Here is a 24634-nt window from a genome sequence, read left to right as displayed (position 1 = left end):
CTTTCTCTAGGTCAGCAAAGGATGCCGCAATTCCCGCTGCAGGCGGCGCGTCAGCGCGCCCGGCGCGGGAAGCGCGGTCGCGTCGAGGCGGCGCAGGGGCCAGATGCCGATCAGCGCGTTGGTGACGAAGGCCTCGTCGGCCTGCGCCAGCGCGGCGGCATCCGCCTCGACCTCGTCCAGCGGCACGCCGAGTCCGGCGGCGAGCCGCAGCACGCGGCCGCGCATCGTGCCGGCAACGCCGCAGCGCGTCAGCGCCGGCGTCAACAGGCGACCCTCGCGCACCCAGAACAGATTGCTGCGCAGGCCGCCGACCAGGCGATCGCGATGATCGCACATCAGCAGTTCGTCGACGCCCGCGCCCAGCTCGCGGGCCGCGAGCACCTGTTCGAGGCGGTTCAGATGCTTGATGCCGGCGAGCGCCGGCTGCTCGCCGAGCCGCAGCGCCGCCAGGCGCGCGACGACGCCCTGCGTCCAGTGCGTTGCCGGATGGCGCGGCGCCGCCGTGCGCAGGACGATGCGCGTCGCGGCGCCGGTGCTCGCCGCATAGCCGCGGCCGGCGCTGCGGCGCACGAGCAGCCATTTGACGACCGCGCGCGACTGGCCGGCGGCGAGCGCGGCGGTGTCGCGGCGCAGCGCGTCCGCGTCCGGCGGATCCAGCGCGAGGCGCGCCGCATCGGCGCGCAGCGCGGCGAGATGATCGTCGACGTGCAGTGCCACGCCGTCGGCGACCAGCAGGGTGCGGAACACGCCGTCGCCATAGGCGAGGCCGCGATTGTCGACGGCCAGCGCGTCGCCCGCTTCGCCGTCGATCAGCGCGACGACGCTCAAGCCTCGGCTCCCAGCGCCAGCAGCAGGCCGCGCGCCTTGGCCCGCGTTTCCTGCAGCTCCGCGTCCGGCTGCGAATCGGCGACGATGCCGGCGCCGGCGCGAAAGGAGACCAGGCCCGGCTGCCAGACCATGGTGCGGATCAGGATGTTGGTGTCGAGCCGGCCGTCGCGCGACAGATAGCCGATCGCGCCGGTGTAGGGGCCGCGGCCCTCGCCTTCGAGCTCGGCGATCACTTCCATCACGCGCACCTTCGGGCAGCCGGTGATCGTGCCGCCGGGAAACACCGCCTTCAGCGCCGCGCCGGGGCCGATGCCCTCGCGCAGGCGGCCGCGCACGTTGGAGACGATGTGGTGCACGTGCGCATAGCTTTCGAGCGTCATCAGCTCGTTGACCTCGATCGTGCCCGGCACGCAGACGCGGCCGAGATCGTTGCGCTCGAGATCGAGCAGCATGACGTGCTCGGCACGCTCCTTGAGGTTCTCGCGCAGCACGCTCTTCAGCCGCGCGTCCTCCTCGGCATCCGCACCGCGCCGCCGCGTGCCGGCGATCGGCCGCGTCTGCGCGAGGCCGGCGTCGATGCTCAGGAGCCGCTCCGGCGACGAACTGATCACCGCCGCCTCGCCCCAGCGCATCAGGCCGGCGAACGGCGCCGGATTGCGCCGCTGCAGCGCGGCATACAGGTCGGCCGGATCGAGCGCGGCATCGACACGGGCGTCCCAGCGGCGTGACAGATTGACCTGGAAGGCGTCACCCGCCTGCAGATAGTCGAGCACGCGGCGCACGCCGTCGCGATAGCGCTGCGGATCTTCCTCGACGATCTCGCTGGCCCGCACGGCGCGCGCCGCCGCCGGCGGCGCGGCGACGGCGAGCGCGCAGAGTTCACGCAGCTGCGCCTCGCTTTCGGCGACGGCGATGAAGCGAGCGCGCTCGCGATCGTGAATGAGCGCCGCCGGGCAGCGCACGGCGAGCGCGTCGGGCAATGCGAACGGCGACGGCGGCAGACGCAGGCGCGGCTCGACGTGCTGCGCCGCTTCGTAGCCGAGATAGAGAAACCAGCCGCCGCCGAACGGCAGCTCGTCCGCCGCGGCGCCGGCCTCGCCGCGCGTTTCGCGCGCGACCCAGCGATCGAGGGCGGCGAAGAAATCGCCGGTACCGTCGGCATCGGGCCCGTCGAGACGGCCGCCGCGCAGGCTCAGCGCCTCCTGCGGAAACGCCAGCAGCAGATCCCAGCGGCCGGACTGCGCATGCGCCGCCACGCTCTGCAGCAGGAAGGGAAAAAGCCGCGGCTGCCGGCGGTGCAAGGCCAGCAGGTCCACGGCTTCATGAAGGTCCGCGCGCCGCATCGCGGCGGTGAAACTCAGCTGAACCGCTTGAACGCGACGCAGCCGTTGGTGCCGCCGAAGCCGAAGGAGTTCGAGATGACGATCTCGAGCTTGCGCTCCTTGGCCTTGTGCGCGGTGTAGTCGAGATCGCAGCCTTCGTCCGGATTGTCGAGATTGATCGTCGGCGGCACGATCTGGTCGCGCAGCGCCAGCACAGAGAAGATCGCCTCGATGCCGCCGGCGGCGCCGAGCAGATGGCCGGTCATCGACTTCGTCGAGCTGACCGACAGCTTGTAGGCGTGCTCGCCGAACACTTCCTTGATCGCGTTCGACTCGCCGACGTCGCCAGCCGGCGTCGAGGTGCCGTGCGCGTTGACGTAGTCGACCTGGTCCGGATTGATCGCCGCATCGCGCAGCGTGTTCTGCATGGCGCGGCGCGCGCCGCCGTTGCCGGGCAGCGTGATGTGGAAGGCGTCGCCGGACATGCCGAAGCCGATGAGCTCGGCGTAGATCTTCGCGCCGCGCTTCTTCGCGTGCTCGAGGTCTTCGATGATCAGCACGCCGGCGCCATCGCCGAGCACGAAGCCGTCGCGGTCCTTGTCCCAGGGACGGCTGGCGCGTTCCGGATCGTCATTGCGCGTCGACAGCGCACGCGCCTGGCAGAAACCGGCCAGGCCCGCGGGTGCCGAACCGGCCTCGCCGGCACCGACGATGAAGACGTCGGCGTCGCCGGCCTGGATCAGGCGCGCACCGACACCGATCGCATGCGTCGCCGTCGTGCAGGCGGTGACGGTGGCGATGTTCGGCCCGGTGATGCCGAGATCGATGGAGATGTAGCCCGAGATCATGTTGATGATCGAGCTCGGCACGAAGAATGGCGAGACCTTCTTCGGACCGCCGTTGTGGAGCGCGCGGCACTCCTCCTCGATGCTGCCGATGCCACCGATGCCCGAGCCCACGCAGATGCCGATGCGCTCGCGGTTGTCGTCGGTGACTTCGATGCCGGCGTCGCGGATGGCCTGCTTGGCCGCCGCCACGCCGTAGTGAATGAACGGGTCGGTGCGCTTGACCTCCTTCACGCCGAGCCAGTCGCCGGCCTTGAAGTCCTTGATCATGCCACCGAACCGGGTGGTATAGGCCGACACGTCGTAGTACGTGATCGGCCCGATACCGGATTTCCCCGCGATGATGTTGCTCCAGGCCGTGGCGACATCGTTGCCCACAGGGGACACGATGCCCAGGCCGGTGACGACAACGCGCCTACGGCTCATCAGCAATTCCTGATTGTCGGGGGATTGGCGGTGCGATCAGCCCTGCTGCGGAGCGTGCGCCTTGATGTAGGTCAGCACGTCGTTGAACGTCACGATCTTCTCGGCTTCTTCGTCCGGGATGTCGATTTCAAACTCTTCTTCGAGCGCCATCACGAGCTCGACGGTGTCCAGAGAGTCGGCACCGAGGTCTTCGACGAACGAGGCCTCCGGCGTGATCTGATCTTCGCTGACCGACAGCTGCTCAGCGATGATCTTCTTGACCTTCTCTTCCAACGTACTCATGCATTACTCCTGGGGACCACTGTTGTCGATATGTGAAGCCGGCGTATTGTAGACAAACGCCGTGAGGGACACAGCCGCGGCAAAACTACGCAAATTCAGTGCCTTGTTCCGCTGCGGCGCACATCGGGAAACATACGCGGGCGTATGCGCGGATGCCGTAGGCACCTTCGCACGCCGCCGCACCATCAATCCATGTAGAGACCGCCATTGACGTGCAGCGTCGTGCCGGTCACGTAGCCCGCCTCGCGCGAGACGAGATAGGCGACGGCGGCGGCGATGTCGTCCGGCGTGCCGAGGCGCTGCACCGGCACGCGGTCCATGAGGCCCTTGCGCACGTCGTCGCTGAGCGCCTTGGTCATGTCGGTGTCGATGAAGCCCGGCGCGACCACGTTGACGGTGATGCCGCGCGAGCCGATTTCCTGCGCCAGCGACTTCGAGAAGCCGATCAGGCCGGCCTTGGCCGCGCAGTAATTCGCCTGGCCCGGATTGCCCATGCTGCCGACCACCGAGCCGATGCTGACGATGCGGCCGTAGCGCGCCTTCATCATGCCGCGCAGCACGGCGCGCGACAGGCGGAACACCGAGGTGAGATCGGTCTGGATCACCTGATCCCAGTCTTCGTCCTTCATGCGCAGCATCAGCGTGTCGCGCGTGACGCCGGCGTTGTTGACGAGGATGGCCGGCGTGCCGATCGAGTCGAGCAGCGCTTCGATCGCCGCCGGATCGCGCACGTCGAGCACGCGCCCCTCGCCGCCGTAAGGCGCGAGCGTCTCGCTGATCTTGGCGGCGCCGGCTTCGCTGGTGGCGGTGCCGTAGACCTTGGCGCCATCGCGGGCGAGGCGCAGCGCGATGGCCTGGCCGATGCCACGGCTGGCGCCGGTAATCAAGGCTACCTCGCGCGACGCACCCTCGGCGCCGGCAGCACGAACGGATTCAGTCATCGGATGTAGGAGTCGAGTTGGTCACGGTTCAGACCCTGTTGCTGCACCGCAACACTTTATATCGATTGGCTGGCGGCGCGCATTTAGCCGGCCGCCCGCCGCCTGCGTCAAGCCTTGACAGCGGCCACGGCCTTGTCGAAGCCCTCGCGATCCTCGAGCGCAAAAGACGCCGCGTCCTTGGCGATGCGCTTGTTGAGGCCGACCAGCACCTTGCCCGGTCCGCACTCGACGAAGCTGCCCACGCCCTCGCCCTTGAGCTGCGCGATGGTCGTCGCCCAGCGCACCGGCTTGAACAGCTGCTGATGCAGCGCCGCGCGAATGCTGTCCGCGTCATCGCGCGCGGCGCCATCGAGATTGTGGCGCACCGGGATTGCAGGCTTGTTAACGCGCATCGCGGCGAGGCGCTCGGCGAGCTTGTCAGCGGCGCCGCGCATCAGCGAGCAATGCGAGGGCACCGACATCGGCAGGCGCACGATCATGCGCGCGCCGTGGGCCTTGCCTTCGCGCTCCAGCCATTCGAGCGCCGGCACGTTGCCGGCGACCACGACCTGGCCCGGCGCGTTGTAGTTGGCCGGCTCGAGCACGCCCGCGCCCTCGTACTTCGCGCAAAAAGCCTCGACCGCCGCATCGTCGAGGCCGACCACGGCCGCCATGCCGCCGACGCCCTCCGGCACCGCCGCCTGCATCAGCTTGCCGCGCAGCTCGACCAGGCGCAGCGCCTCGCCGAAATCGAGACTGCCGGCGGCGACCAGCGCCGTGTATTCGCCGAGGCTGTGCCCGGCCAGCGCGGCCGGCGCCGGCGGGTTCTGCGCCTGCCAGAGGCGCCACACCGCGATGCCCGCCGCGAGCAGCGCCGGCTGCGTGCGCGCGGTCTGGTTCAGCGCTTCCGCCGGACCGGCGGCGACCAGCCCGGCGAGATCCCAGCCGAGCGCCTGCGAGGCCTCGTCGAAGGTCGAGCGCACACGCGCATCGTCGAGACCGGACAGCATGCCGACGGCCTGCGAGCCCTGGCCGGGAAACAGCATCGCGTAACTCATTTGATCGATTCCTGCGGTAGTGGTTGGGGTGAAGCGGAACGGGCTTCGCGCCCGCTGAAGCTGCCAAACACAAGGCCGTAAACGAAAGCGCTGAGCGAGCCGTACAGATGCGACTCGGTGACGACATGGCCGCCGATCGCGGCCTCGTCCGAAACCGGCGTGCCGGTGACCAGTTCCCAGCCGAGCTTGCCGAGCAGGTACGCCAGGCACAGCCCGGCGATGATGCGGTCTCGCCGGTCGTATGGATGTCCGTCCGGGGCGCGGCGCAACAGCTGCGGCACCAGGCCGAGCACGAACAGGCCATGGATCACGCCGGACATGCCGACGTAGGTCTGCAGGTTCGGCACGAAGGCGTAGAGGCACAGGCTCATGCCCAGCGCGAGCAGTGCCAGCCGGCGCAGCCAGATCCGCGGCGGCAGCGCCTGCGGGCAGAGCAGCACGAGCACGCCGATGCCGATCGCGTTGAGCATCAGATGATACCAGCCCAGGTGCACGAGGCTGCCGGTCAGCAGACGCCACCACTGGCCCTGCGCGATCAGCGAGCGCTCGTATTCGAGCGCGGCGCGGCCGGCGTCGCCGAACAGCTCGGCAACGATCATCAGCAGTACCAGCAGCAGCGGCCACAAGCAGACGTCGCGGGAGCGCACGATCGACTTTGTTATCATCGGGGGAAAGGCGCATCGCCTCTCTATAACAGCCGACATTATCTCCAATGAATGCATTCCGCGCGCGCCGCCGTCAGGGCGCTCATCAAAACGCCCGCCAAAGCGGCTTCACCCTGATCGAGATCATGGTCGTGGTCGTCATCCTCGGCATTCTCGCCGCGGTGGTGGTGCCGCGCATCATGGATCGTCCTGACGAAGCCCGCGTGGTCAAGGCCAAGCAGGACATCCGCATGATCGAGTCGGCGCTCAACCTCTACAAGCTCGACAACTTCAACTATCCGTCGACGCAGCAGGGCCTCGACGCGCTGGTCAACAAGCCGGGCGGCGATCCGGAGCCGAAGAACTACAAGGTCGGCGGCTACGTGAAGTCGCTGCCCAAGGATCCCTGGGGCAATCCGTACCAGTATCTGTCGCCGGGCACCAAGGGCGAGATCGACATCTTCTCCTACGGCCGCGACGGCAAGCCGGGCGGCGAAGGCACCGACGCCGACATCGGCAACTGGGATCTCGGCAGCTGAGCTGCCGCGCCGCTTCGCACCGAGCCCGCCGTCAGGCGGGCTTTTTCGTGCGCGGCTTCAGCGCCGCGTCCCAGGGCGCATCGGCATAGCGCTCGGCGAGAAAATCGAGCAAGGCACGCAGGCCCGCCGGCATGTGGCGGCGCGTGGCATACACGGCGTACAGGTGCAGAGGTTTCGGCGGCTCCGCCGGCAGCAGGGCGACGAGACGGCCGGCGCGCAGGTGTTCGGCGACGGCGAAGCTCGGCTGCATGACGACGCCGGCGCCGCAGAGCGCCGCCTCGAGCAGGACCGCCGTCTCGTTGCTGCTGAGATTGCCGGCGACCGGCACCTCGACGGCGCGGCCCCTGCGCTCGAACCGCCAGAGGTTTTTTCCGAAGTATGAATACGTCAGGCAGTTGTGCCGGACGAGATCCTCGGCGCGTCGCGGCAGGCCATGGCGCGCGAGATAGGCCGGCGCCGCGCAAACCACCGAGCGGCACGGCGCGAGTCGGCGCGCGATCAGCGCGTCGTCCGGCGCGTCGGTGATGCGCAGCGCCAGATCGATGCGCTCCTCGATGAGATTGACGATGCGGTTGACGATCTGCACGTCGATCGCCATCTGCGGATGGCGCGCCAGGAATCCGGCGATCGCCGGCGCCAGCAGGTCATAGCCGAACGCCGAGCTGCAGCTGAGGCGCAGCAGGCCGCGCGGCGTCGCGTCCTGCGCCGCGCGCTCGGCCTCGATGCCGTCGGCGGCGTCGAGCAGCGCGCGGCAGCGCGCGAGCGTCTGCTCGCCGGCCGGCGTCAGGCCGAGGCGTCGCGTGCTGCGATGCAGGAGCCGCGCGCCCGCCCAGCGCTCCATCGCCGCCAGCCCGCGCGTGACCATGGCGCGCGACATGTCGAGCCGCTCGGCGGCGGCGGTCAGGCTGCCACGCTCGACCACTTCCACGAAGACCTGCGCGGCTTTCAGCCGATCCATGTCGGTCGTTCCTTTTGCGCGAATCCTGCAACAAATATTCTTTGATTAGAGCATTTATCGAAACAGCGTGAGGGCCTAAGGTGCCAGGCATCGGGCGCTGGCCCGCAACGCCTCAACGGGAGCATCACCATGAACATCGCCATCATCGGCATCAGCGGCCGCGTCGGCTCGCGTCTCGCCCAGGAACTGCTGCGGCGCGGCCATCGCCTGACCGGCATCGCGCGCAACACGGCGGGCATTGCGGCGCCGGCCGGCCTGAACGTGGTCCGCGGCGACGCCAACGACGCCGACGCGCTGGCCACGCTGATCGCCGGTCACGACGTCGTGATCAGCGCCGGCCGCTTCGCCAGCACCGCGCCGGCGCCGCTGCTCGCGGCGCTGCGCAAGGCCGGCGTCGGTCGCCTGCTGGTCGTCGGCGGCGCCGGCAGCCTGGAAGTCGCGCCGGGCGTCGCGCTGGTCGATACGCCGGACTTCCCGGCCGCCTACAAGCCCGAGGCGCTGGCCGGCCGCGATTTCCTCGATGCGCTGCGCGGCGTCGTCGACATCGACTGGACTTTTCTCTCGCCGGCGGCGCTGTTCGAGCCGGGCGAACGCAGCGGCCGTTTCCGCATCGGCGGCGACCGCCTGCTGCTCGACGCGCAGGGCAACAGCCGCATCTCGATGGAGGACTACGCGATCGCCATGGCCGACGAGATCGAGCGGCCGCAACACTCGCGGCAGCGCTTCAGCGTCGCCTATTGAGGTCGAGGGGCGGCATCGGCGACGGCGGCGCGCGGCTGCCCGTCGTTTCGCGCAGCGGCACGCTACACTGTCGTCCTTCCCCCGTGTGCGGGACGCGCGGCGACGCGCCGGGCCGGCATACTGAACTTCGACCTCCGCTCGCCGCTCCAAGACCGGGCATGATCCCGCCGCCCCGCTCCCGCGCACCGCTTCGCCCGCCGGCGCGTGGCTTCACGCTGATCGAAGTCCTCGTCGTCATCGTCATCGTCGGCATCCTCGTCACCTTCGCGACGCTGTCGATCGGCAACCGCGCGCTGACCGATCGTCTCGAAAGCGAGGCGCGGCGCCTGCAGCAGCTGTTCGCGATGGCCGGCGAAGACGCCGAGATGCACGGCGCCGAGATCGGCTTCGTCTACACCGACCAGGGCTACGCCTTCGTCACCATCGGCCCGAACGGCCGCTGGGTGCCGATCCCGGACGGCGCGCTGCGCCCGCGCGAAGTCAAGGAACCGATCACCCTCAGCCTGCGCGTCGAGGGCCGGCTGGTGCCGCCGACGCCGCTCGCCGATCTGATCGCGGCCGGCAAGGCGGCGATGGCCGATGCCGAAAAGGCGCAGCAGAAGGACAGCGCGGCGCAGCCGGTCGCCGGCGTCGCCGGCGCGACCCTGTCGGCGAACGAGGCCGGCAAAAAGATGGACGACAAGGACAAGCAGGACGACGACAAGAACAGCAAGGCGCTGAAGCCGCAGGCCATGTTCCTGTCGAGCGGCGAAGCGACGGCGATCAGTGTCGACGTCGCCGCGCCCGGCGTCGCCGACGTCTACCGGCTGGAAATCGACAACCTCGGGCGCAGCAAGCTCGGCGTACTCGGAGGCGGCAAATGAGCGCACGCGCGGCGCGCGGCTTCACGCTGATCGAGATGCTCGCGGCGGTCGCCGTGGTGGCGATCGCCATGGGCGCGATCATCGCCGGCATGGCGCGCTATACCGACAACGCCTCCTACCTGCGCCAGAAGACCGTGGCGCTGTGGGTCGCGCACAACCGCATGACCGAGCTGGAGCTGCAGCGCGGCTGGCCGGATGCCGGCAAGAGCAACGGCGAAGTGGAAATGGCCGGCACGCGCTGGCGCTGGGACGCCGAGGTGCTGGCGACGCAGGACCCGCACCTGCGCCGCGTCAACCTCAGCGTGCGCCGCGTCGATCCGAAGGCGACCGCCAGCGCGCTCGACAAGCAGACGCCGCTGGCGCACCTGTCCGCCTTCCTCGCCGACGCGGGGCGCAAATGATGAACGACGGCCGCCCCCACCCCACCGTTTGCCCTGCAAGCGGTCCCCCCCTCTCCCCTGTGCGGGGGCCGAGGTGCCGCTGCGCGGGCGGGGGACGAACGTCGGCCCGCGGCCGCAAGTCTGTCCGGGGCTTCACGCTGCTCGAGATCATCATCGTCGTCGCCATCTTCGCGATCTTCGCCATGCTCGCCTACGGCGGCCTCGACGCCGTGCTGAAGACGCGCAAGTCGGTCGAGACCGCGCAGCTGCGTCTCGCCGAGCTGCAGAAGGCCTACATCCGCCTGCGCGACGATTTCCAGCAGGTGCGCAACCGGCCGATCCGCGACAACTACGGCGACCAGCAGCCGGGCCTGCGCGGCGCCGACAACGCCGCCGTCGAGTTCACGCGCGGCGGCTGGCGCAATCCGCTGTCGCAGCCGCGCTCGACGCTGGAGCGGGTCGGCTACCGGCTCGAGGATGGCGCGCTGCTGCGTTCGAGCTGGCGCCTGCTCGACCGCGCGCAGGACACCAAGCCGGTGGACGTCGTGCTGCTGCGCGACGTCACCGATCTGCGCTGGCGCTTTCTCGACCAGCAGCGCGAATGGCAGACGCGCTGGCCGCCGCTGGCCAGCGGCGCGACCGCCGCGCAGGCCGCCGTGGTCGCGCCGCCGGCCGGCGTCGAGGTCACGCTGAAGACCAAGGATCTCGGCGAACTGAGCTTCCTGTTCCGCATCGGCCTCGATGCGGACACCGGCGCCGGCGTCGCGCCGCCGCTGCCCGGCACCGGCGGCGGTACCGTCGACGACGGCACGACGACCGGCGACGGCGGCGAGGGCTCGACCGCCAACGGGGACACGCAGTGAGGCGGCGCCAGCGGGGCATCGCCCTGATCACCGCCGTGCTGGTCGTCGCGCTCGCGGCGATCGCCGCGGCGGCGATCCTCACGTCCGCCAATCTGGCGATTCACCGCACGCAGAACCTGCAGGAATCCGAGCTCGGCTGGTGGTACGTCGACGGCGTCGAGAGCTGGGTCAAGACCATCCTGCAGCGCGACACGGAGATCAACAAGTACGACGCGCTGAGCGACATCTGGGCGATGCCGGCCGCCCTGCCGGTCGACGAAGGCGGCCTGCGCGGCGTGATCATCGACCTGCAGGGCCGCTACAACGTCAACAATCTCGGCCTGAGCAACGCGACCGCGGCCGGCAGCGGCGGCACGACCGCCACCGTCGCCGGCTATCCGAGCGAGAAGGCCTTCTTCTCGCGCCTCTACGCGCTCGCCACCGGCGGCGATGCCTACCAGGGCGAAGCGCTCGCCGACGCGATTCGTGACTACGTCGATGCCGACAGCGAACCGACCGGCAGCGGCGGCGCCGAGGACGCCGACTATCTCGGCATGGACCCGCCGCGGCGCGTGCCGAACCGTCCGCTGCAATCGGTCAGCGAACTGCTCGGCGTGCGCGGCATGACGCCGGAGATCTACGGCAAGCTCGCGCCCTACCTCAGCGCCCTGCCCAAGCTGACGCCGCTGAACGTCAACACCGCGGCGCCGCTGCTGCTGCAGGCGCTGACGCCGCAGCCCGGCACTGAGCTGGAGCAGTTCGTCACCGAGCGGCTGAAACAGCCGGTGGAGTCGATCAGCGATTTCAACAAGCGCGTGCAGCTCGGTGCCGGTGCCGTGCCGTCTTCGATGCTCAGCTACAAGAGCGACTACTTCCAATTGCAGGTCGAAGCCTACATAGGCAGCGGACGGCTCGAACTGTATAGTTTCCTCTACCGTGCGGGCAGTGCCGCGCCGGTGGTCTACGGACGCAGCACCTTTACTGAATAGACGCCCGCAGCGTAAACAGGCCCATGCGCGAAACCCTCTACATACGCCTGCGCTCGGCAGACGCCGCCGAGCCCGTCGAATACTGCCTGGCCCGTGCCGATGCGGTCGCCTCCTTCGTCGTGCAGCGCGCGCCGCTCGCGCAGCTGGCGGCGCTCGCGACGGCGCGCCGCGTCGTCGTGCTGGTGCCGTCCGCCGATCTGCGCTTCGCCTCCGTGCAGGTGCCGGCACGCCAGCCGGCCAAGGTCCTGCAGGCGGCGCCGTTCGTGCTCGAGGAGCAGCTCGCCGACGACGTCGACACCCTGCACTTCGCGCTCGGCGCGCGACAGGCCGACAAGCGCTGGCCGCTGGCGATCATCGCCCGGCAGCGCATGGCGATCTGGCTCGAGCTGCTCGCCGATCACAGCCTGCACGCCGACCTGATGATCCCGGATCTGCTCGCCCTGCAGGTCCCGGACGATGCGCACTTCAGCGCCCTGATCGACGGCGGCCAGGCCATCGTGCGGACGGCGCGCGACGGCGGCTTCGTCTGCCTGCTCGACGATCTGCCGCTGTGCCTCGAACTGGCCGACGCCGAGAAGCGGCGCAGCGTGCGCGTCATCGTGCCGCGCGGCGAGGAATTCGATCTCAGCCGGCTCGGCTGGCCGGTCGAACCGCGCCATGGTTTCGCCAGCCCGCTCGAAGCGCTGCTGCAGCAGCTGCGCAGCGACGACGCCATCGATCTGCTGCAGGGCGCCTACTCGCCGCAGCGCGACCGCCTGCGCTGGTTCGCGCCGTGGAAGGCGGCGGCCACGCTGGCCGGCGCGGCGATCGTGCTCTCGCTCGTCACGCACGGCATCGAAGCCTTGCGCCTGAAGCGCGAGCTGAGCGCGCAGGAAGCCGCCAACGTCGCGCGCTACCAGCAGCTGTTCCCGGCCGAGACGCGCATCGTCGATCTCGACGCGCAGCTGACGCAGCAGCTCAACGCGCTGCAGAACGGCAGCGGCGGCGGCCAGTTCATCGGCCTGCTCGACGTGCTCGCGCAGGCGCTCGCCGCGCAGCCCGGCCTGCGCCTGCAGAACCTGCAGTATCGCGACAATACCCTGTACGCCGGCCTCGGCGCCGCCAATCTCGAATTGCTCGAACGCCTCAAGAGCTGGTTCGCCGGCGCGCGCGGCGCGCGGCTCGAAGTCGAATCGGCGAACTCGGGCGCCGAAGGCGTGCAGATCCGCATCCGCCTCTCCGCCGCATGAACGCCCAGCTCGAACAACTGCAGGCCCGCGTCCGCGGCCAACTCGACCAGCTGCAGCCGCGCGAACGCCTGATGGTGCTCGCCGGCGGCGCCGTGCTGCTCGTCGTCATCTTCTACCTGGCGCTGTGGGAACCGCTGCTGCTCGCCGGCAAGCGCCGCGCCGATGAACTCGACAGCGCCCGCGCGCTGGCCGTGCGCATCGAGTCCGCCGCCAGTCTCGCGCAGAGCGGCCGCGCCGGCGGCGCCGTCGACCGCGGCACCCCGATCGTCAGCGTCGTCGACCAGAGCAGCCGCGGCAGCACGCTCGGCGTGCCGCCGACGCGCGTGCAGCCGGAAGGCAACGGCGACAAGGCCGTCAAGGTCTGGTTCGAGAACGTGCCCTTCGACAATACCGTGCGCTGGCTCGGCGAACTGCAGGCGCGCTACGCCGTCACGGTGTCGAGCGCGGAGATCGAACCCGGCTCGGCACCGGGCACCGTCACCGCACGTTTCACCCTGAGCCGCTGATGTCGCGCCGCACGCCTTACGTGCTGGTCGGCACGCTCGTCTTCCTCGCCAGCGTCGTGCTGCTGGCGCCGGCCGCGACGCTGTACGGCTGGCTCAAGCCGCGCCTCGGCGACGCGCGTTTCGAGCTCAGCGGCGTCAGCGGCACGCTGCGCGACGGCAGCGTCGCGGCCGTGCTGGTCGGCGGCCGGCCGCTGGTCGACAAGCTGCACTGGCGCCTCAGCCTCGGCGAGCTGCTGCTCGCGCGCATCGGTGCCGACTTCGACAGCCGCGGCACTTTCCTGCTCGACGGGCATGTCAGCAAGGGCTTCAACACGCTGCGCGCACACGATCTGACCCTCAGCGCGCCGGCGAAGCCGCTGCTCGCCGCCATCGGCCAGCCGTTCGCGCCGCTCGACGGCCAGGCGCGCCTGGAGCTGGCGCAGCTCAAGCTGCTCGGCGGCTGGCCCAGCGATGCCGCCGGCACGCTGCGCATCGAGGGCCTGGCCTGGACGCTGGCCAAGGAGCCGATCGTGCTCGGCGACTACGAGGCGACCTTCAGCCGCGACGGCAACGACATCGTCGCGCTCGTGCATACGCTCGGCGGCGCGCTCGAAGTCAACGGCGACGCGCGCGCCAAGGCCGATCATTCCTACGAGCTGCATCTGCAGCTGCGCCCGAAGGCGGACGCGCCGCCGCTGCTGCCCAATCTGCTGCGCTCGCTCGGCGCGCCCGATCCGCAGGGCTACTACCATCTGCGCCGCGAGGGCAAGGTCGAATCATGAGCCGCAGCTGGACGCCGCACGTCGTCGTCGCCTGCGTCGTCGAACGCGACGGCCGCTATCTGATCGTCGAGGAGCGCATCTCCGGCCTGCCGCAGCTCGTGCTGAACCAGCCGTCCGGCCACTGGGAGCAAGGCGAGACGCTGATCGAGGCCGGCATCCGCGAAACGCTCGAAGAAACCGGCTGGGACGTGCGGCCGACCGCCGTGCTCGGCCTCTATCACTACGATCCGCCGGGCCTCGGCTACGGCTTCCTGCGCGTCGCCTTCATCGCCGAAGCGCTGGGCGAGCGCGCCGGACATGCGCTCGATCACGGCATCGAGCGCGTGCTGTGGCTGACGCGCGACGAGCTGCTCGCCAGCCGCGCACGGCATCGCAGCCCGATGGTCCTGCGCTGCATCGACGACGCCCTCGCCGGCCGCCGCCTGCCGCTCGACATCATCGCGCACCTGCGGGACGCGCCCTGAGCGCAGAGGCCGTGCGATGAGCGCGCCGCACGTGGTCGTCGGCCTGTCCGGCGGCGTCGATTCCTCGGTCAGCGCGTACCTGCTCAAGGAACAGGGTTACCGCGTGTCCGGCCTGTTCATGGTCAACTGGACCGAGGACGAACAGGGCTACTGCACGGCCGCCGACGATTTCCAGGACGCGCGCGCCGTCTGCGAGGAACTCGACATCCCGCTGCACCGCGTCGACTTCTCGCGCGAATACCGCGAGCGCGTGTTCGCGCGCTTCATCGAAGACTACGCCGCCGGCAAGACGCCGAATCCCGACGTGCTGTGCAACCGCGAGGTGAAGTTCGCGCCGTTCCGCGAGCATGCGCTGCGCCTCGGCGCCGACTTCATCGCCACCGGCCACTACGCGCGCATCACCCATGGCGGCGACGGCGCGCACCTGCTGCGCGCGGTCGACGACAACAAGGATCAGACCTACTTCCTCGCCGCCGTCGCGCGCGCGCAGCTCGAACGCGTGCTGTTCCCGGTCGGCGGCCTGCACAAGCCCGAGGTGCGCGCCGTGGCGACGCGCGCCGGCCTGCCGGTGCATCGCAAGAAGGATTCGACCGGCATCTGCTTCATCGGCGAGCGCGAGTTCCGCGATTTCCTCGCCGCCTATCTGAAGCCGAACCCCGGCGACATCGTCGATGACGCCGGCCGCGTCATCGGCCGCCACCAGGGTCTCATGTACTACACGCTCGGCCAGCGCCGCGGGCTCGGCGTCGGCGGCACGCGCGGCGCGCGCGACGCGCCGTGGTACGTGGTCGCCAAGGACGCGGCGCGCAATCGCCTCGTCGCCTCGCAGGACGCCGCGCATCCGCTGCTGATGACGCGCGAGCTGAGCGCCACGCCGTTCCACTGGATCCGGCGGCCGACGACGTTGCCGTCGCGGCTGCACGCGCGCATCCGCCATCGCCAGCCGCTGCAGGCCTGCAGCGCCGAGGCGCTCGCCGACGGCCGCGTGCGCGTGCGCTTCGAACACGCGCAGCGCGCCGCGGTCGCCGGCCAGTACGTCGTGCTCTACGACGGCGACGAGTGCCTGGGCGGCGGCGAGATCGAGGACACGATGCCGCTCGCCTGAGCGGGCCGCGCCTGCTCAGGCACGTCGCGGTGCGCACGCTGTATACGGCGGTGGCGATTCCCTGCGGCTCGCGGTCGGTGGCCTCACCGACGACAGCGACGAGCGCGGGGCGCTGACCGGCCTGCGCATGCAGTTCGCCTTCCTCGGCGGCACGCTGGTCGCCCATCCGCTGCCGAGCCTCGCCGCCCGCTTCGGCGGCGGCGCCCTCGCATACGGCACCGCCGCGGCGCTGATCGGCGTGCTGGCGACGCTCGGCCTCGCCGCCTGCTTCGCGACCGCGCATGAACGGCCGCGCGCGACCGCCGATGCCGCGCCGGCGCGCGCCCTGCGGCGGCGCTGACGCCACGCCCATCCGCGTGACGAAGCCCTGCAATGCTAGAATGGCGGGCGCGGAGCGCAGCAACCCGTGGACAGCAAGGTCGCCGATCGCCGGGTTCGGGCTTCGCCCATTGATCCCCGTTCTTTCGCAATCGGACCGCCAAACACCATGCTGCAAGCCTATCGCCAACACGTAGCCGAGCGCGCCGCGCTCGGTATTCCGCCGCTGCCGCTGTCCGCGCAGCAGACCGCCGACGTCATCGAGCTGATCAAGAAGCCGCCGGCGGGGGAAGAGGCGTTTCTGGTCGATCTGCTCACCTACCGCGTGCCGCCCGGCGTCGACGACGCGGCCAAGGTCAAGGCCTCGTTCCTCGCCGCCGTGGCGCACGGCGACCTCGAGGTCGGCCTGATCTCGCGCGCCAAGGCCACCGAGCTGCTCGGCACCATGGTCGGCGGTTACAACGTCAAGCCGCTGATCGAGCTGCTCGCCGACGCCGAAGTGGGCGCCGTCGCCGCCGATGCGCTGAAGAAGACGCTGCTGATGTTCGATTTCTTCCACGACGTCGCCGAACTGGCCAAGGCCGGCAACGCCAACGCCAAGGCGGTGATCCAGTCCTGGGCCGACGCCGAGTGGTTCACCAGCCGCCCGGAAGTGGCGAAGAAGATCACCGTCACCGTGTTCAAGGTGCCGGGCGAGACCAATACCGACGACCTGTCGCCGGCGCCGGATGCCTGGAGCCGCCCGGACATCCCGCTGCACTACCTGGCGATGCTGAAGATGGTGCGCCCGGACGCCGCCTTCAAGCCGGAAGAGGAAGGCAAGCGCGGTCCGATCCAGTTCATCGAGGATCTCAAGAAGAAGGGCCACCTCGTCGCCTACGTCGGCGACGTGGTCGGCACGGGTTCCTCGCGCAAGTCGGCGACCAACAGCGTGATCTGGGCGACGGGTGAAGACATCCCCTTCGTGCCGAACAAGCGCTTCGGCGGCGTCACGCTCGGCGGCAAGATCGCGCCGATCTTCTTCAACACCCAGGAAGACTCCGGCTCGCTGCCGATCGAAGTCGACGTCTCGAAGTTCGAGATGGGCGACGTCATCGACATCTTTCCCTACGAAGGCAAGATCGAGAAGAACGGCGCCGTCGCCGCCAACTTCGAGCTGAAGAGCCAGGTGCTGCTCGACGAGGTGCGCGCCGGCGGCCGCATCAACCTCATCATCGGTCGCTCGCTGACCGCCAAGGCCCGCGAATTCCTCGGCCTGCCCGCCTCGACCACCTTCCGCCTGCCGCAGGCGCCTAAGGATTCGGGCAAGGGCTACACCCTCGCGCAGAAGATGGTCGGCCGCGCCTGCGGCCTGCCGGAAGGCCAGGGCATCCGTCCGGGCACGTACTGCGAACCGAAGATGACGACGGTCGGCTCGCAGGACACGACCGGCCCGATGACGCGCGACGAACTGAAGGATCTCGCCTGCCTCGGCTTCTCGGCCGACCTGGTGATGCAGTCGTTCTGCCACACCGCCGCCTATCCGAAGCCGGTCGACGTCAAGACCCATCGCGAACTGCCGGCCTTCATCTCGAACCGTGGCGGCGTCGCCCTGCGCCCCGGCGACGGCGTCATCCACTCCTGGCTCAACCGCCTGCTGCTGCCCGACACGGTCGGCACCGGCGGCGACTCGCACACGCGCTTCCCGATCGGCATCTCCTTCCCGGCCGGCTCGGGCCTCGTCGCCTTCGGCGCCGCGACCGGCGTCATGCCGCTCGACATGCCGGAATCGGTGCTGGTCCGCTTCAAGGGCAAGATGCAGCCGGGCGTCACGCTGCGCGACCTCGTGCACGCGATCCCGCTGTACGCGATCAAGGCCGGCCTGCTGACGGTCGCCAAGGCCGGCAAGAAGAACATCTTCTCGGGCCGCATCCTCGAAATCGAAGGCCTGCCGGATCTCAAGGTCGAACAGGCCTTCGAGCTGTCCGACGCCTCGGCCGAACGCTCCGCCGCCGGCTGCACGATCAAGCTCAACCAGGCGCCGATCATCGAGTACATGAACTCGAACATCGTGCTGATGAAGAACATGATCGCCGACGGCTACAAGGATGCGCGCACGCTGGAGCGCCGCATCAAGAAAATGGAAGAGTGGCTGGCCAAGCCGAACCTGCTCGAAGCCGACCAGGATGCCGAGTACGCGGCGGTCATCGACATCGACCTCGCCGACATCAAGGAGCCGATCGTCTGCTGCCCGAACGATCCGGACGACGCCAAGTTCCTCTCCGAAGTCGCCGGCACCAAGATCGACGAAGCCTTCATCGGCTCGTGCATGACCAACATCGGCCACTTCCGCGCCGCCGGCCGTCTGCTCGAAGGCAAGAAGGACATCCCGGTGCGCCTGTGGGTCGCCCCGCCGACCAAGATGGACGCCGCCAAGCTCACCCAGGAAGGCGTCTACAACACCTTCGGCACGGCCGGTGCGCGCACCGAAATGCCCGGCTGCTCGCTGTGCATGGGCAATCAGGCGCAGATGAAGGAAGGCGCCACGGCGATCTCGACCTCGACGCGCAACTTCCCCAACCGCCTCGGCAAGAACACCAATGTGTTCCTCGGCTCGGCGGAACTCGCGGCGATCGCCTCGAAGATGGGCAGGCTGCCGACGCGCGAGGAGTATCTCGCCGAGATGGGCATCGTCGACAAGAACGCCGACCAGATCTACCAGTACCTCAACTTCGACAAGATCGAAGAATACGCGGAGACGGCGAAGTCGGTGGAAGTCGCGTAAGCCTGTCTTGCCGCGCCGGCACCGTCTTGGGGCCGGTGCGGGCGCGGCGCCGGACCGCCCCGCGCACGCCATTGTCGAAAAAGCCCGCCGGTGCGAACCGGCGGGCTTTTCGGTTTCGCCGCTTCGCACCGTGGGCGATAATAGCGCCGATGATTGCAGCCGAAGCTCGCCTCGCGAGACCTTCATGTCCAGCCACCGCTGCCACGACGTCACCACGGCAGCCATACCGAGAAACGCCATGACGGACAGTTTCAAGAGTAAAGCCAGCTTGACGGTCGGGTCCAAGACCTACACGTATTTCAATCTCAGGGCGCTGGAGCCGACGTACAAGCTCTCGCGCATGCCCTACTCGCACAAGATCCTGCTCGAAAACCTCCTGCGCTGGGAGGACGGCGTCAATACGACGAAGGCCGACATCGAGGCGCTCGCCGGCGCCGACATCAAGCAGCTGCCGAACAAGGACATCAATTTCACGCCGGCGCGCGTGGTGCTGCAGGACTTCACCGGCGTGCCCTGCGTCGTCGACCTGGCGGCGATGCGCGACGCGATGAAGAACCTCGGCGGCGACATGGCCAAGGTCAATCCGCTGTGCCCGGTCGAACTGGTCATCGACCACTCGGTGATGATCGATCACTACGGCAGCAAGGAGGCGCTCGATCTCAACGCCAAGATCGAGTTCCAGCGCAACGAGGAGCGCTACAAGTTCCTGCGCTGGGGCCAGGAGGCGCTGAAGAACTTCAAGGCGGTGCCGCCGGATACCGGCATCGTGCACCAGGTCAACATCGAATACCTGGCGCGCGTGGTGTTCGAGAACAGCGACGGCGTGCTGTATCCCGACTCCTGCTTCGGCACCGACTCGCACACGACGATGGTCAATGGCATCGGCGTGCTCGGCTGGGGCGTCGGCGGCATCGAGGCGGAGGCGGCGATGCTCGGCCAGCCCTCGTCGATGCTGATTCCGGAAGTGATCGGCGTGCGCGTCACCGGCAGGCTCGCCGAAGGCGCGACGGCGACGGACCTCGTGCTCACCGTCACCGAAATGCTGCGCAAGCGCGGCGTCGTCGAGAAGTTCGTCGAATTCTTCGGCCCGGCAATCGCCAACCTGTCGGCATCGGACCGCAACACCATCGGCAACATGGCGCCGGAATACGGCGCGACCTGCGGCATCTTCCCGATCGACGAGGAGACGCTCAACTACCTGCGCCTGACCGGCCGCAGCGAGGAGCACATCGCCGTGGTCAAGGCCTATGCGCAGGCGCAGGGCCTGTGGTGGACGCCGGATGCGCCGGAAGCCGAGTACACGGACGTGCTGCATCTCGACCTCGGCAGCATCAAGCCGTCGATGGCCGGCCCCAAGCGCCCGCAGGACCGCGTGCTGCTGTCGGACGTGAAGGCCAACTTCCGCAAGGCCTTCGAGGGCGAGCAGAAGCTGCGCCCGTCGAAAGGCCCGGCCAAGGTCACGCACAAGGGCGAAACGTTTGACTTGAAGGACGGCGCCGTCGTGATCGCCGCGATCACCTCGTGCACCAACACCTCGAACCCGTCGGTGCTGATCGGTGCCGGCCTGCTCGCGCGCAAGGCGCGCGCCGCCGGCCTGCGCACGCAGCCCTGGGTGAAGACCTCGCTGGCACCGGGCTCGCTGGCCGTCACCGAATACCTGAAGAAGGCCGGCCTGCTCGAAGACCTCGAAGCACTCGGCTTCTTCGTCTCGGCCTACGGCTGCACGACCTGCATCGGCAACTCCGGCCCGCTCGACGAGCCGATCGGCAAGGCGATCAACGACAACACCCTGAGCGTGTCGGCGGTGCTGTCGGGCAATCGAAACTTCGAAGGCCGCGTCCATCAGGACGTGCGCATGAACTACCTTGCCTCGCCGCCGCTGGTTGTCGCGCACGCGCTCGCCGGCACGACCGACATCGATCTCACCAGCGAACCGATCGGCAAGGGCAAGGACGGGCAGGATGTCTATCTGAAGGACATCTGGCCGTCGAATGCCGAGATCCAGGCCGTCGTCGCCAAGGCCGTGACCAGCGACCTGTTCAAGGCCAGCTACGCCAACGTGCTGCGCGGCGACGAGCGCTGGCAGGGCATCAAGGTCGCCAAATCGGAAACCTATCCCTGGGACGCGAAGTCCACCTACATCCAGAACCCGCCGTACTTCGTCGGCATGACCAAGACGCCGCCGGGCATCCAGCCGATCCGCGGCGCGCGCGTGCTGGCCGTGCTCGGCGATTCGATCACCACCGACCATATTTCGCCGGCCGGCGACATCAAGAAGGACGGTCCGGCCGGCAAGTTCCTCGAGGCGCATGGCGTCAAGAAGGCCGACTTCAACAGCTTCGGCTCGCGGCGCGGCAATCACGAGATCATGATGCGCGGCACCTTCGCCAACACGCGCATCAAGAACGCGATGACGCCGGGCGTCGAGGGCGGCGTCTCCAAGTATATCGGCAAGGATGGCAAGGCCGGTGACGTCGAATCGATCTACGACGTGGCGATGAAGTACCAGAAGGAGGGCACGCCGCTGGTCGTGCTCGCCGGCAAGGAATACGGCACCGGATCGTCGCGCGACTGGGCGGCCAAGGGCACGATCCTGCTCGGCGTGAAGGCGGTGATCTCCGAGAGCTTCGAGCGTATCCACCGCTCGAACCTCGTCGGCATGGGCGTGCTGCCGCTGAACTTCGTCGATGGCCAGAACGCGCAGAGCCTCGGCCTCGACGGCACGGAAGTCTTCGACTTCGACGGCCTGAAGAATGGCGCTTTGCTGCTCGACGTGACGGCACGCAAGGCCGACGGCTCGACGGTGCAGTTCAAGGCCAAGGTACGCATCAATACGCCGAAGGAGTGGGAGTACTACGAGAACGGCGGCGTGCTGCAGTACATGCTGCGCCAGATGGCGGCGTAGTTCGCGGTCGCCGCGGCAACGGCGCCGCGGTGCACAGGCAAGCGAGAGGGCGCAGCGGCGCCCTCTCTTTTTGATGGACGCTTTTTCGATTCACGACTTCAACGGCGAGCGCGTGAACACAGCTTCTTATTCCCTGCCCTGGCTGCTGCACTGGCTCGGCGTCGAGCGGAGCCCGGTCAGCCACGCCGAACGCCTCGTGTCGGCGTTCGGCGGCTTCGTCGCCATCGCCGCCGTGCTGTGGCTCGCGCCCGATGTCGACGCCGGCGCGCAGATGCTGATCGTCGCCTCGATGGGTGCCTCCGCCGTCCTGCTGTTCGGTGTGCCGCACGGCGCGCTGTCGCAACCCTGGCCGGTATTCGGCGGACATCTCGTTTCGGCCATCGTCGGCGTCGCCAGCCAGCGCTGGCTGGGCGATCCGCTGCTCGCCGCGGCCGCGGCGGTGGCGTGGCCATCGGCGTGATGCCCTATCTGCGCTGTCTGCATCCGCCCGGCGGCGCGACCGCGCTGACGGCGGTGATCGGCGGCCCTTCGGTGCACGCGCTCGGGTTCGGCCATTTGCTGCATCCGGTGCTGCTCAATGTCATCGTTCTGCTCGGCGTCGCCATCGTATTCAACGCGCTGTTCCGCTGGCGCCGCTATCCGGTCGCGCGGCACGAACCTCAGCAGCTCGAGAAGAGACGCGCGTAGATGTCACGGCCCTCGGCCGCGCTGAAGTTCTGCCAGGCGAACAAGAGCCGCCCGCTGCCGTCGCTGGCGACGCTCGCCAGCAGCGGCGTGTGCAGCGTCGACGAAGCGTCGACACGGAACGCACCGCCCGGCGCGCTGCCGGTGACGCTCCAGCACTGCGCGTAGATCGCGTCGCCGTGGGCGGCGACCACCAGCTGCGTGTCGTTGGTGAAGGCGATTTGCGGAAAGCGCAGCAGGCGGCCGTCGACGCGAGTCGGCGCCATCGTCGCGCGGCCGGCCGCGCTGTAGGCGCGCAGGTAGACGCCGGTATCGGTGAACGCCTCGTCGCCCGTCTCCCAGGCGATCGCGAACGCACCGCCGGCGCTGGCCGCGATCCGCGGGCGGTCGACATCGTCGCCGGCGCCGCTGACGCGGAAGCTCAGCCCGCGCGCCGCGCCGGCGGCGTCATAGCGCCGCGCCCAGATGCTGTTGGCGCCGATGAACCAGGCGACGACGAAGTTGCCGGCGCCGTCGGCGGCGACCGTCGGCACGCGCACCTGGAACAGCGGCGTGCTGTAGACGGTGATCGGCGCGCCCTGCGCGATGCCGTCGCGCGAATAGCGCTGCGCGTTGACGTAGCGGGTCTGCAGGCTGGCGCCGACGATGCTGTCGTGGTCGGCCCAGACCACGACGAAGGCGCCGTTCGGCGCCATGGCCACGTCGAATTGCGCCGACGTGGCGCGGCCGGTGCCGTCGACCCGGAACTCGTCGCCCAGCGGTGTGCCGGACGCATCGTAGCGGCGCGCATAGATCGACAGGCCGATGCGATCCTGTGCGTTGCTGAGCCAGGCGACCACGAAGCCGCCGTCGCTGTCGGCGGCGATGCGCGGCGCGTACTGGCGGTCGCGCGTCGTCGTGTTGACGCGGAACTCGCCGCCGAGCGCCGTGCCGCTCGCGGCGTAGCGGCGCGCGTAGACATCGCCGGCGACGCCGCCGGCCTCGGTGCTGTCCCAGGCGACGACGAAGCTGCCGCCGGCGCTGCGCGCCACCGCCGGGCGCTGCTGGTCGTAGGCCGTGTTCACGTTGACGCGAAACTCGGCGCCCGGTGCCTGTGCCTGCAGCTGCGGCGGGCCGAGCAGCGCCGCGCACAGCCAGAGCATGCGAATGACGGGACGGGTCATGGCGACGCTCCTTGTCGCGAGAACTGCAGCAGGAACTGCATGAACGTCGTGGTCGCGTCGAAGTCCTGCGTCGTCAGGCCAAGCGACGGCGTGAAGTCGACGGCGCCCGGCCAGGTGTGACCGCCGCCGACGACGGTGTACAGCTGCACGGCCTTGCCGCTCGCACAGTCGCCGTAGCGATCAACGAGCACCGTGGTGCCGTCCTCGACGAGATCGGGCAAGGCGCTGCGCTGCGGGATGGTGCTGCAAGCGTTGGCCCGCGCCCAGAACGCGGCGCTGTCGACGGCCGGCATCAGGGTCGCATTGCCCTCGTAGGGGCCGATCGGGTCCTCGATGCCGTTGACGAAGGTCAGCGCCGGCGGCCGGCTGGTGCCGCAGCTGTCCGCGAGCGTGCGGATCATCTGCGCGCCGACGACGGTCGCGGCGGCGATGCGGCCGGGCCGCTCGCAGAGGTAGCGCAGCGTCATCATCGCGCCGCCGGAATAGCCGCCCATGTAGAGACGCTGCGCATCGACGCCGTAGGCCGACACCGCATCGTCGATGATGCGGTCGAGGAATTCGAGATCGTTCGGCGTGGTCAGCGGGCCGATCAGCATCTTGTAGTTCCACAGGCCGGTGAAGGCCTCGGGGATGATCACCCAGGCACCGTAGTCGCGCGCCAGGCGGCCGGCGCGCACGAGATCGGCCATGTCGTCGGCCGTGCCGTTGCGGTACGGCAGCAGGAAGAACGCCGGCGGCGGTGTCGACGGCGCCTCGCGTGGACGCAGATAGACGATGCTCCGGCTCACGCCCTGGTCGAGAATCGTCTTGCGGAAGACGACGACGTTCTCGTCGGGCGTCACCGCGGCCGCGGCGAGCTGCGTCATGGCCAGCAGCGCGGCGCCGAGCAGCAGGCGCAGGGCCGTCGTCGATCGCATGTTCTCTCCTCCATACGGTCCGCTCTGCCGCAGGATAAGCAAGCGCCGGGCTCGCACCCGTCAGGCGTTCACCCGCATGCTTGTAGGTTGGACGGCAGCCTCGGCCGCCGCGCGCAGGGCACACGGCGCCGCGGTACGCGGGTCACGACGACGTCACGAAGCTGCGCTACAAAGCGTTGTT

At 69.3% G+C, this 24634-nt stretch carries 24 protein-coding genes and 1 pseudogene; 15 read left to right on the top strand and 10 right to left on the bottom strand.

The annotated features are described in order from the left end of the window. Positions 1–6 precede the first annotated feature (6 nt). From pabC to rrtA, 7 genes are all read right to left on the bottom strand, one after another. A complete protein-coding gene (pabC, locus tag K344_RS0103555; RefSeq protein WP_028079522.1) occupies positions 7–828 on the bottom strand; it encodes an aminodeoxychorismate lyase in 822 nt (273 codons plus the stop codon). After that, positions 825–2171 carry an aminodeoxychorismate synthase component I gene (locus K344_RS0103550; protein ID WP_028079521.1) on the bottom strand — a complete coding sequence of 449 codons (1347 nt, stop codon included), beginning with the start codon at positions 2169–2171 and terminating at the stop codon, positions 825–827. The genes pabC and K344_RS0103550 overlap by 4 nt, the downstream gene beginning before the upstream one ends. Before the next feature lie 14 nt (positions 2172–2185). Then, the gene (fabF, locus tag K344_RS0103545; RefSeq protein ID WP_028079520.1) at positions 2186–3421 is read right to left on the bottom strand and encodes a beta-ketoacyl-ACP synthase II; all 1236 of its coding nucleotides are present in this window, start codon (positions 3419–3421) and stop codon (positions 2186–2188) included. A gap of 36 nt (positions 3422–3457) precedes the next feature. Further along, positions 3458–3703, bottom strand: coding sequence for an acyl carrier protein (acpP, locus tag K344_RS0103540; protein WP_028079519.1), 246 nt, complete (start codon positions 3701–3703; stop codon positions 3458–3460). 185 nt (positions 3704–3888) lie between these two features. Next, positions 3889–4644 carry a 3-oxoacyl-ACP reductase FabG gene (fabG, locus tag K344_RS0103535; protein ID WP_051361841.1) on the bottom strand — a complete coding sequence of 252 codons (756 nt, stop codon included), beginning with the start codon at positions 4642–4644 and terminating at the stop codon, positions 3889–3891. Between the two features lie 107 nt (positions 4645–4751). Continuing rightward, positions 4752–5681 carry an ACP S-malonyltransferase gene (gene fabD / locus K344_RS0103530; RefSeq protein WP_028079517.1) on the bottom strand — a complete coding sequence of 310 codons (930 nt, stop codon included), beginning with the start codon at positions 5679–5681 and terminating at the stop codon, positions 4752–4754. Next, positions 5678–6328 carry a rhombosortase gene (gene rrtA / locus K344_RS19970; RefSeq protein WP_245586097.1) on the bottom strand — a complete coding sequence of 217 codons (651 nt, stop codon included), beginning with the start codon at positions 6326–6328 and terminating at the stop codon, positions 5678–5680. Before rrtA ends, fabD begins: the two co-directional genes overlap by 4 nt. Positions 6329–6393: 65 nt before the next feature. On the opposite strand from rrtA, the gene gspG reads away from it, so the two are divergent. After that, entirely contained in the window at positions 6394–6864 is a 471-nt protein-coding gene (gene gspG / locus K344_RS0103520; RefSeq protein WP_028079516.1) for a type II secretion system major pseudopilin GspG, read from the top strand. A 31-nt stretch (positions 6865–6895) separates the two neighbouring features. On the opposite strand, the gene K344_RS0103515 is transcribed toward gspG, so the two are convergent. Beyond that, a complete protein-coding gene (locus tag K344_RS0103515) occupies positions 6896–7822 on the bottom strand; it encodes a LysR family transcriptional regulator (protein ID WP_028079515.1) in 927 nt (308 codons plus the stop codon). A gap of 129 nt (positions 7823–7951) precedes the next feature. Between K344_RS0103515 and K344_RS0103510 the strand changes: the two genes are divergently transcribed. The 14 genes and pseudogenes from K344_RS0103510 (at position 7952) to K344_RS24890 (ending at position 22376) form a co-directional block, all read left to right on the top strand. Then, positions 7952–8563: an NAD(P)-dependent oxidoreductase gene (locus K344_RS0103510; RefSeq protein WP_028079514.1), complete on the top strand. Its 612-nt coding sequence runs from the start codon at positions 7952–7954 to the stop codon at positions 8561–8563. Positions 8564–8721: 158 nt separating this feature from the next. After that, on the top strand, positions 8722–9426 hold the full coding sequence (locus tag K344_RS22760; protein ID WP_051361839.1) for a prepilin-type N-terminal cleavage/methylation domain-containing protein: 705 nt from the start codon (positions 8722–8724) through the stop codon (positions 9424–9426). Beyond that, positions 9423–9827 (top strand): type II secretion system minor pseudopilin GspI, encoded by a 405-nt coding sequence (gspI, locus tag K344_RS0103500; RefSeq protein ID WP_028079513.1) that lies wholly within the window; start codon positions 9423–9425, stop codon positions 9825–9827. The genes K344_RS22760 and gspI overlap by 4 nt, the downstream gene beginning before the upstream one ends. Positions 9828–9886: 59 nt before the next feature. Beyond that, positions 9887–10669, top strand: coding sequence for a type II secretion system minor pseudopilin GspJ (gspJ, locus tag K344_RS19960; protein ID WP_436278825.1), 783 nt, complete (start codon positions 9887–9889; stop codon positions 10667–10669). Continuing rightward, complete coding sequence (gene gspK, locus K344_RS0103490) at positions 10666–11637, top strand: type II secretion system minor pseudopilin GspK (protein WP_084196917.1); 972 nt, start codon at positions 10666–10668, stop codon at positions 11635–11637. Before gspJ ends, gspK begins: the two co-directional genes overlap by 4 nt. 23 nt (positions 11638–11660) lie before the next feature. Then, entirely contained in the window at positions 11661–12866 is a 1206-nt protein-coding gene (gene gspL, locus K344_RS0103485) for a type II secretion system protein GspL (RefSeq protein ID WP_028079511.1), read from the top strand. Next, on the top strand, positions 12863–13372 hold the full coding sequence (locus K344_RS0103480; protein WP_028079510.1) for a type II secretion system protein M: 510 nt from the start codon (positions 12863–12865) through the stop codon (positions 13370–13372). The genes gspL and K344_RS0103480 overlap by 4 nt, the downstream gene beginning before the upstream one ends. Next, complete coding sequence (locus K344_RS0103475) at positions 13372–14133, top strand: type II secretion system protein N (protein WP_028079509.1); 762 nt, start codon at positions 13372–13374, stop codon at positions 14131–14133. The genes K344_RS0103480 and K344_RS0103475 overlap by 1 nt, the downstream gene beginning before the upstream one ends. Further along, entirely contained in the window at positions 14127–14597 is a 471-nt protein-coding gene (locus K344_RS0103470; RefSeq protein WP_028079508.1) for an NUDIX hydrolase, read from the top strand. Before K344_RS0103475 ends, K344_RS0103470 begins: the two co-directional genes overlap by 7 nt. Before the next feature lie 16 nt (positions 14598–14613). Further along, positions 14614–15702, top strand: coding sequence for a tRNA 2-thiouridine(34) synthase MnmA (gene mnmA / locus K344_RS0103465; protein ID WP_028079507.1), 1089 nt, complete (start codon positions 14614–14616; stop codon positions 15700–15702). Positions 15703–15763: 61 nt separating this feature from the next. Further along, positions 15764–16042, top strand: a complete 279-nt coding sequence (locus K344_RS0103460) for an MFS transporter (RefSeq protein ID WP_281169422.1) — start codon at positions 15764–15766, stop codon at positions 16040–16042. 147 nt (positions 16043–16189) lie between these two features. Continuing rightward, a complete protein-coding gene (gene acnB, locus K344_RS0103455; RefSeq protein WP_028079505.1) occupies positions 16190–18784 on the top strand; it encodes a bifunctional aconitate hydratase 2/2-methylisocitrate dehydratase in 2595 nt (864 codons plus the stop codon). A 238-nt stretch (positions 18785–19022) separates the two neighbouring features. Then, positions 19023–21689: an aconitate hydratase AcnA gene (gene acnA / locus K344_RS0103450; protein ID WP_028079504.1), complete on the top strand. Its 2667-nt coding sequence runs from the start codon at positions 19023–19025 to the stop codon at positions 21687–21689. Positions 21690–21762: 73 nt separating this feature from the next. Next, a pseudogene (locus K344_RS24890) lies at positions 21763–22376 on the top strand (HPP family protein). Here K344_RS24890 and K344_RS0103440 read toward each other — a convergent pair. Together K344_RS0103440 and K344_RS0103435 are read right to left on the bottom strand one after the other, a co-directional pair. Beyond that, positions 22349–23536, bottom strand: coding sequence for a hypothetical protein (locus K344_RS0103440; protein ID WP_157622735.1), 1188 nt, complete (start codon positions 23534–23536; stop codon positions 22349–22351). The pseudogene K344_RS24890 and the gene K344_RS0103440 sit on opposite strands and share 28 nt — an antisense overlap. Beyond that, positions 23533–24453, bottom strand: coding sequence for a CE1 family esterase (locus K344_RS0103435; RefSeq protein WP_028079502.1), 921 nt, complete (start codon positions 24451–24453; stop codon positions 23533–23535). The genes K344_RS0103440 and K344_RS0103435 overlap by 4 nt, the downstream gene beginning before the upstream one ends. Positions 24454–24634 lie beyond the last annotated feature (181 nt).

Origin of the sequence: Solimonas soli DSM 21787 (assembly GCF_000474945.1) — a bacterium.
Lineage (GTDB): Bacteria > Pseudomonadota > Gammaproteobacteria > Nevskiales > Nevskiaceae > Solimonas > Solimonas soli.
Note: the sequence above shows the minus strand (reverse complement) of the source record. Positions and strands in the feature narration are given on the sequence as shown.

Excerpts from the sequence above, each read along its gene's own strand:
- gspL (WP_028079511.1), top strand. The coding sequence starts at position 11,661 with ATGCGCGAAACCCTCTACATACGCCTGCGCTCGGCAGACGCCGCCGAG.
- fabG (WP_051361841.1), bottom strand. The coding sequence starts at position 4,644 with ATGACTGAATCCGTTCGTGCTGCCGGCGCCGAGGGTGCGTCGCGCGAG.
- K344_RS0103515 (WP_028079515.1), bottom strand. The coding sequence starts at position 7,822 with ATGGATCGGCTGAAAGCCGCGCAGGTCTTCGTGGAAGTGGTCGAGCGT.
- K344_RS0103480 (WP_028079510.1), top strand. The coding sequence starts at position 12,863 with ATGAACGCCCAGCTCGAACAACTGCAGGCCCGCGTCCGCGGCCAACTC.
- acnB (WP_028079505.1), top strand. The coding sequence starts at position 16,190 with ATGCTGCAAGCCTATCGCCAACACGTAGCCGAGCGCGCCGCGCTCGGT.
- fabD (WP_028079517.1), bottom strand. The coding sequence starts at position 5,681 with ATGAGTTACGCGATGCTGTTTCCCGGCCAGGGCTCGCAGGCCGTCGGC.
- K344_RS0103475 (WP_028079509.1), top strand. The coding sequence starts at position 13,372 with ATGTCGCGCCGCACGCCTTACGTGCTGGTCGGCACGCTCGTCTTCCTC.
- fabF (WP_028079520.1), bottom strand. The coding sequence starts at position 3,421 with ATGAGCCGTAGGCGCGTTGTCGTCACCGGCCTGGGCATCGTGTCCCCT.
- gspI (WP_028079513.1), top strand. The coding sequence starts at position 9,423 with ATGAGCGCACGCGCGGCGCGCGGCTTCACGCTGATCGAGATGCTCGCG.
- K344_RS0103550 (WP_028079521.1), bottom strand. The coding sequence starts at position 2,171 with ATGCGGCGCGCGGACCTTCATGAAGCCGTGGACCTGCTGGCCTTGCAC.
- K344_RS0103510 (WP_028079514.1), top strand. The coding sequence starts at position 7,952 with ATGAACATCGCCATCATCGGCATCAGCGGCCGCGTCGGCTCGCGTCTC.
- acnA (WP_028079504.1), top strand. The coding sequence starts at position 19,023 with ATGACGGACAGTTTCAAGAGTAAAGCCAGCTTGACGGTCGGGTCCAAG.
- K344_RS0103440 (WP_157622735.1), bottom strand. The coding sequence starts at position 23,536 with ATGACCCGTCCCGTCATTCGCATGCTCTGGCTGTGCGCGGCGCTGCTC.
- acpP (WP_028079519.1), bottom strand. The coding sequence starts at position 3,703 with ATGAGTACGTTGGAAGAGAAGGTCAAGAAGATCATCGCTGAGCAGCTG.
- gspG (WP_028079516.1), top strand. The coding sequence starts at position 6,394 with ATGAATGCATTCCGCGCGCGCCGCCGTCAGGGCGCTCATCAAAACGCC.
- K344_RS22760 (WP_051361839.1), top strand. The coding sequence starts at position 8,722 with ATGATCCCGCCGCCCCGCTCCCGCGCACCGCTTCGCCCGCCGGCGCGT.
- mnmA (WP_028079507.1), top strand. The coding sequence starts at position 14,614 with ATGAGCGCGCCGCACGTGGTCGTCGGCCTGTCCGGCGGCGTCGATTCC.
- K344_RS0103435 (WP_028079502.1), bottom strand. The coding sequence starts at position 24,453 with ATGCGATCGACGACGGCCCTGCGCCTGCTGCTCGGCGCCGCGCTGCTG.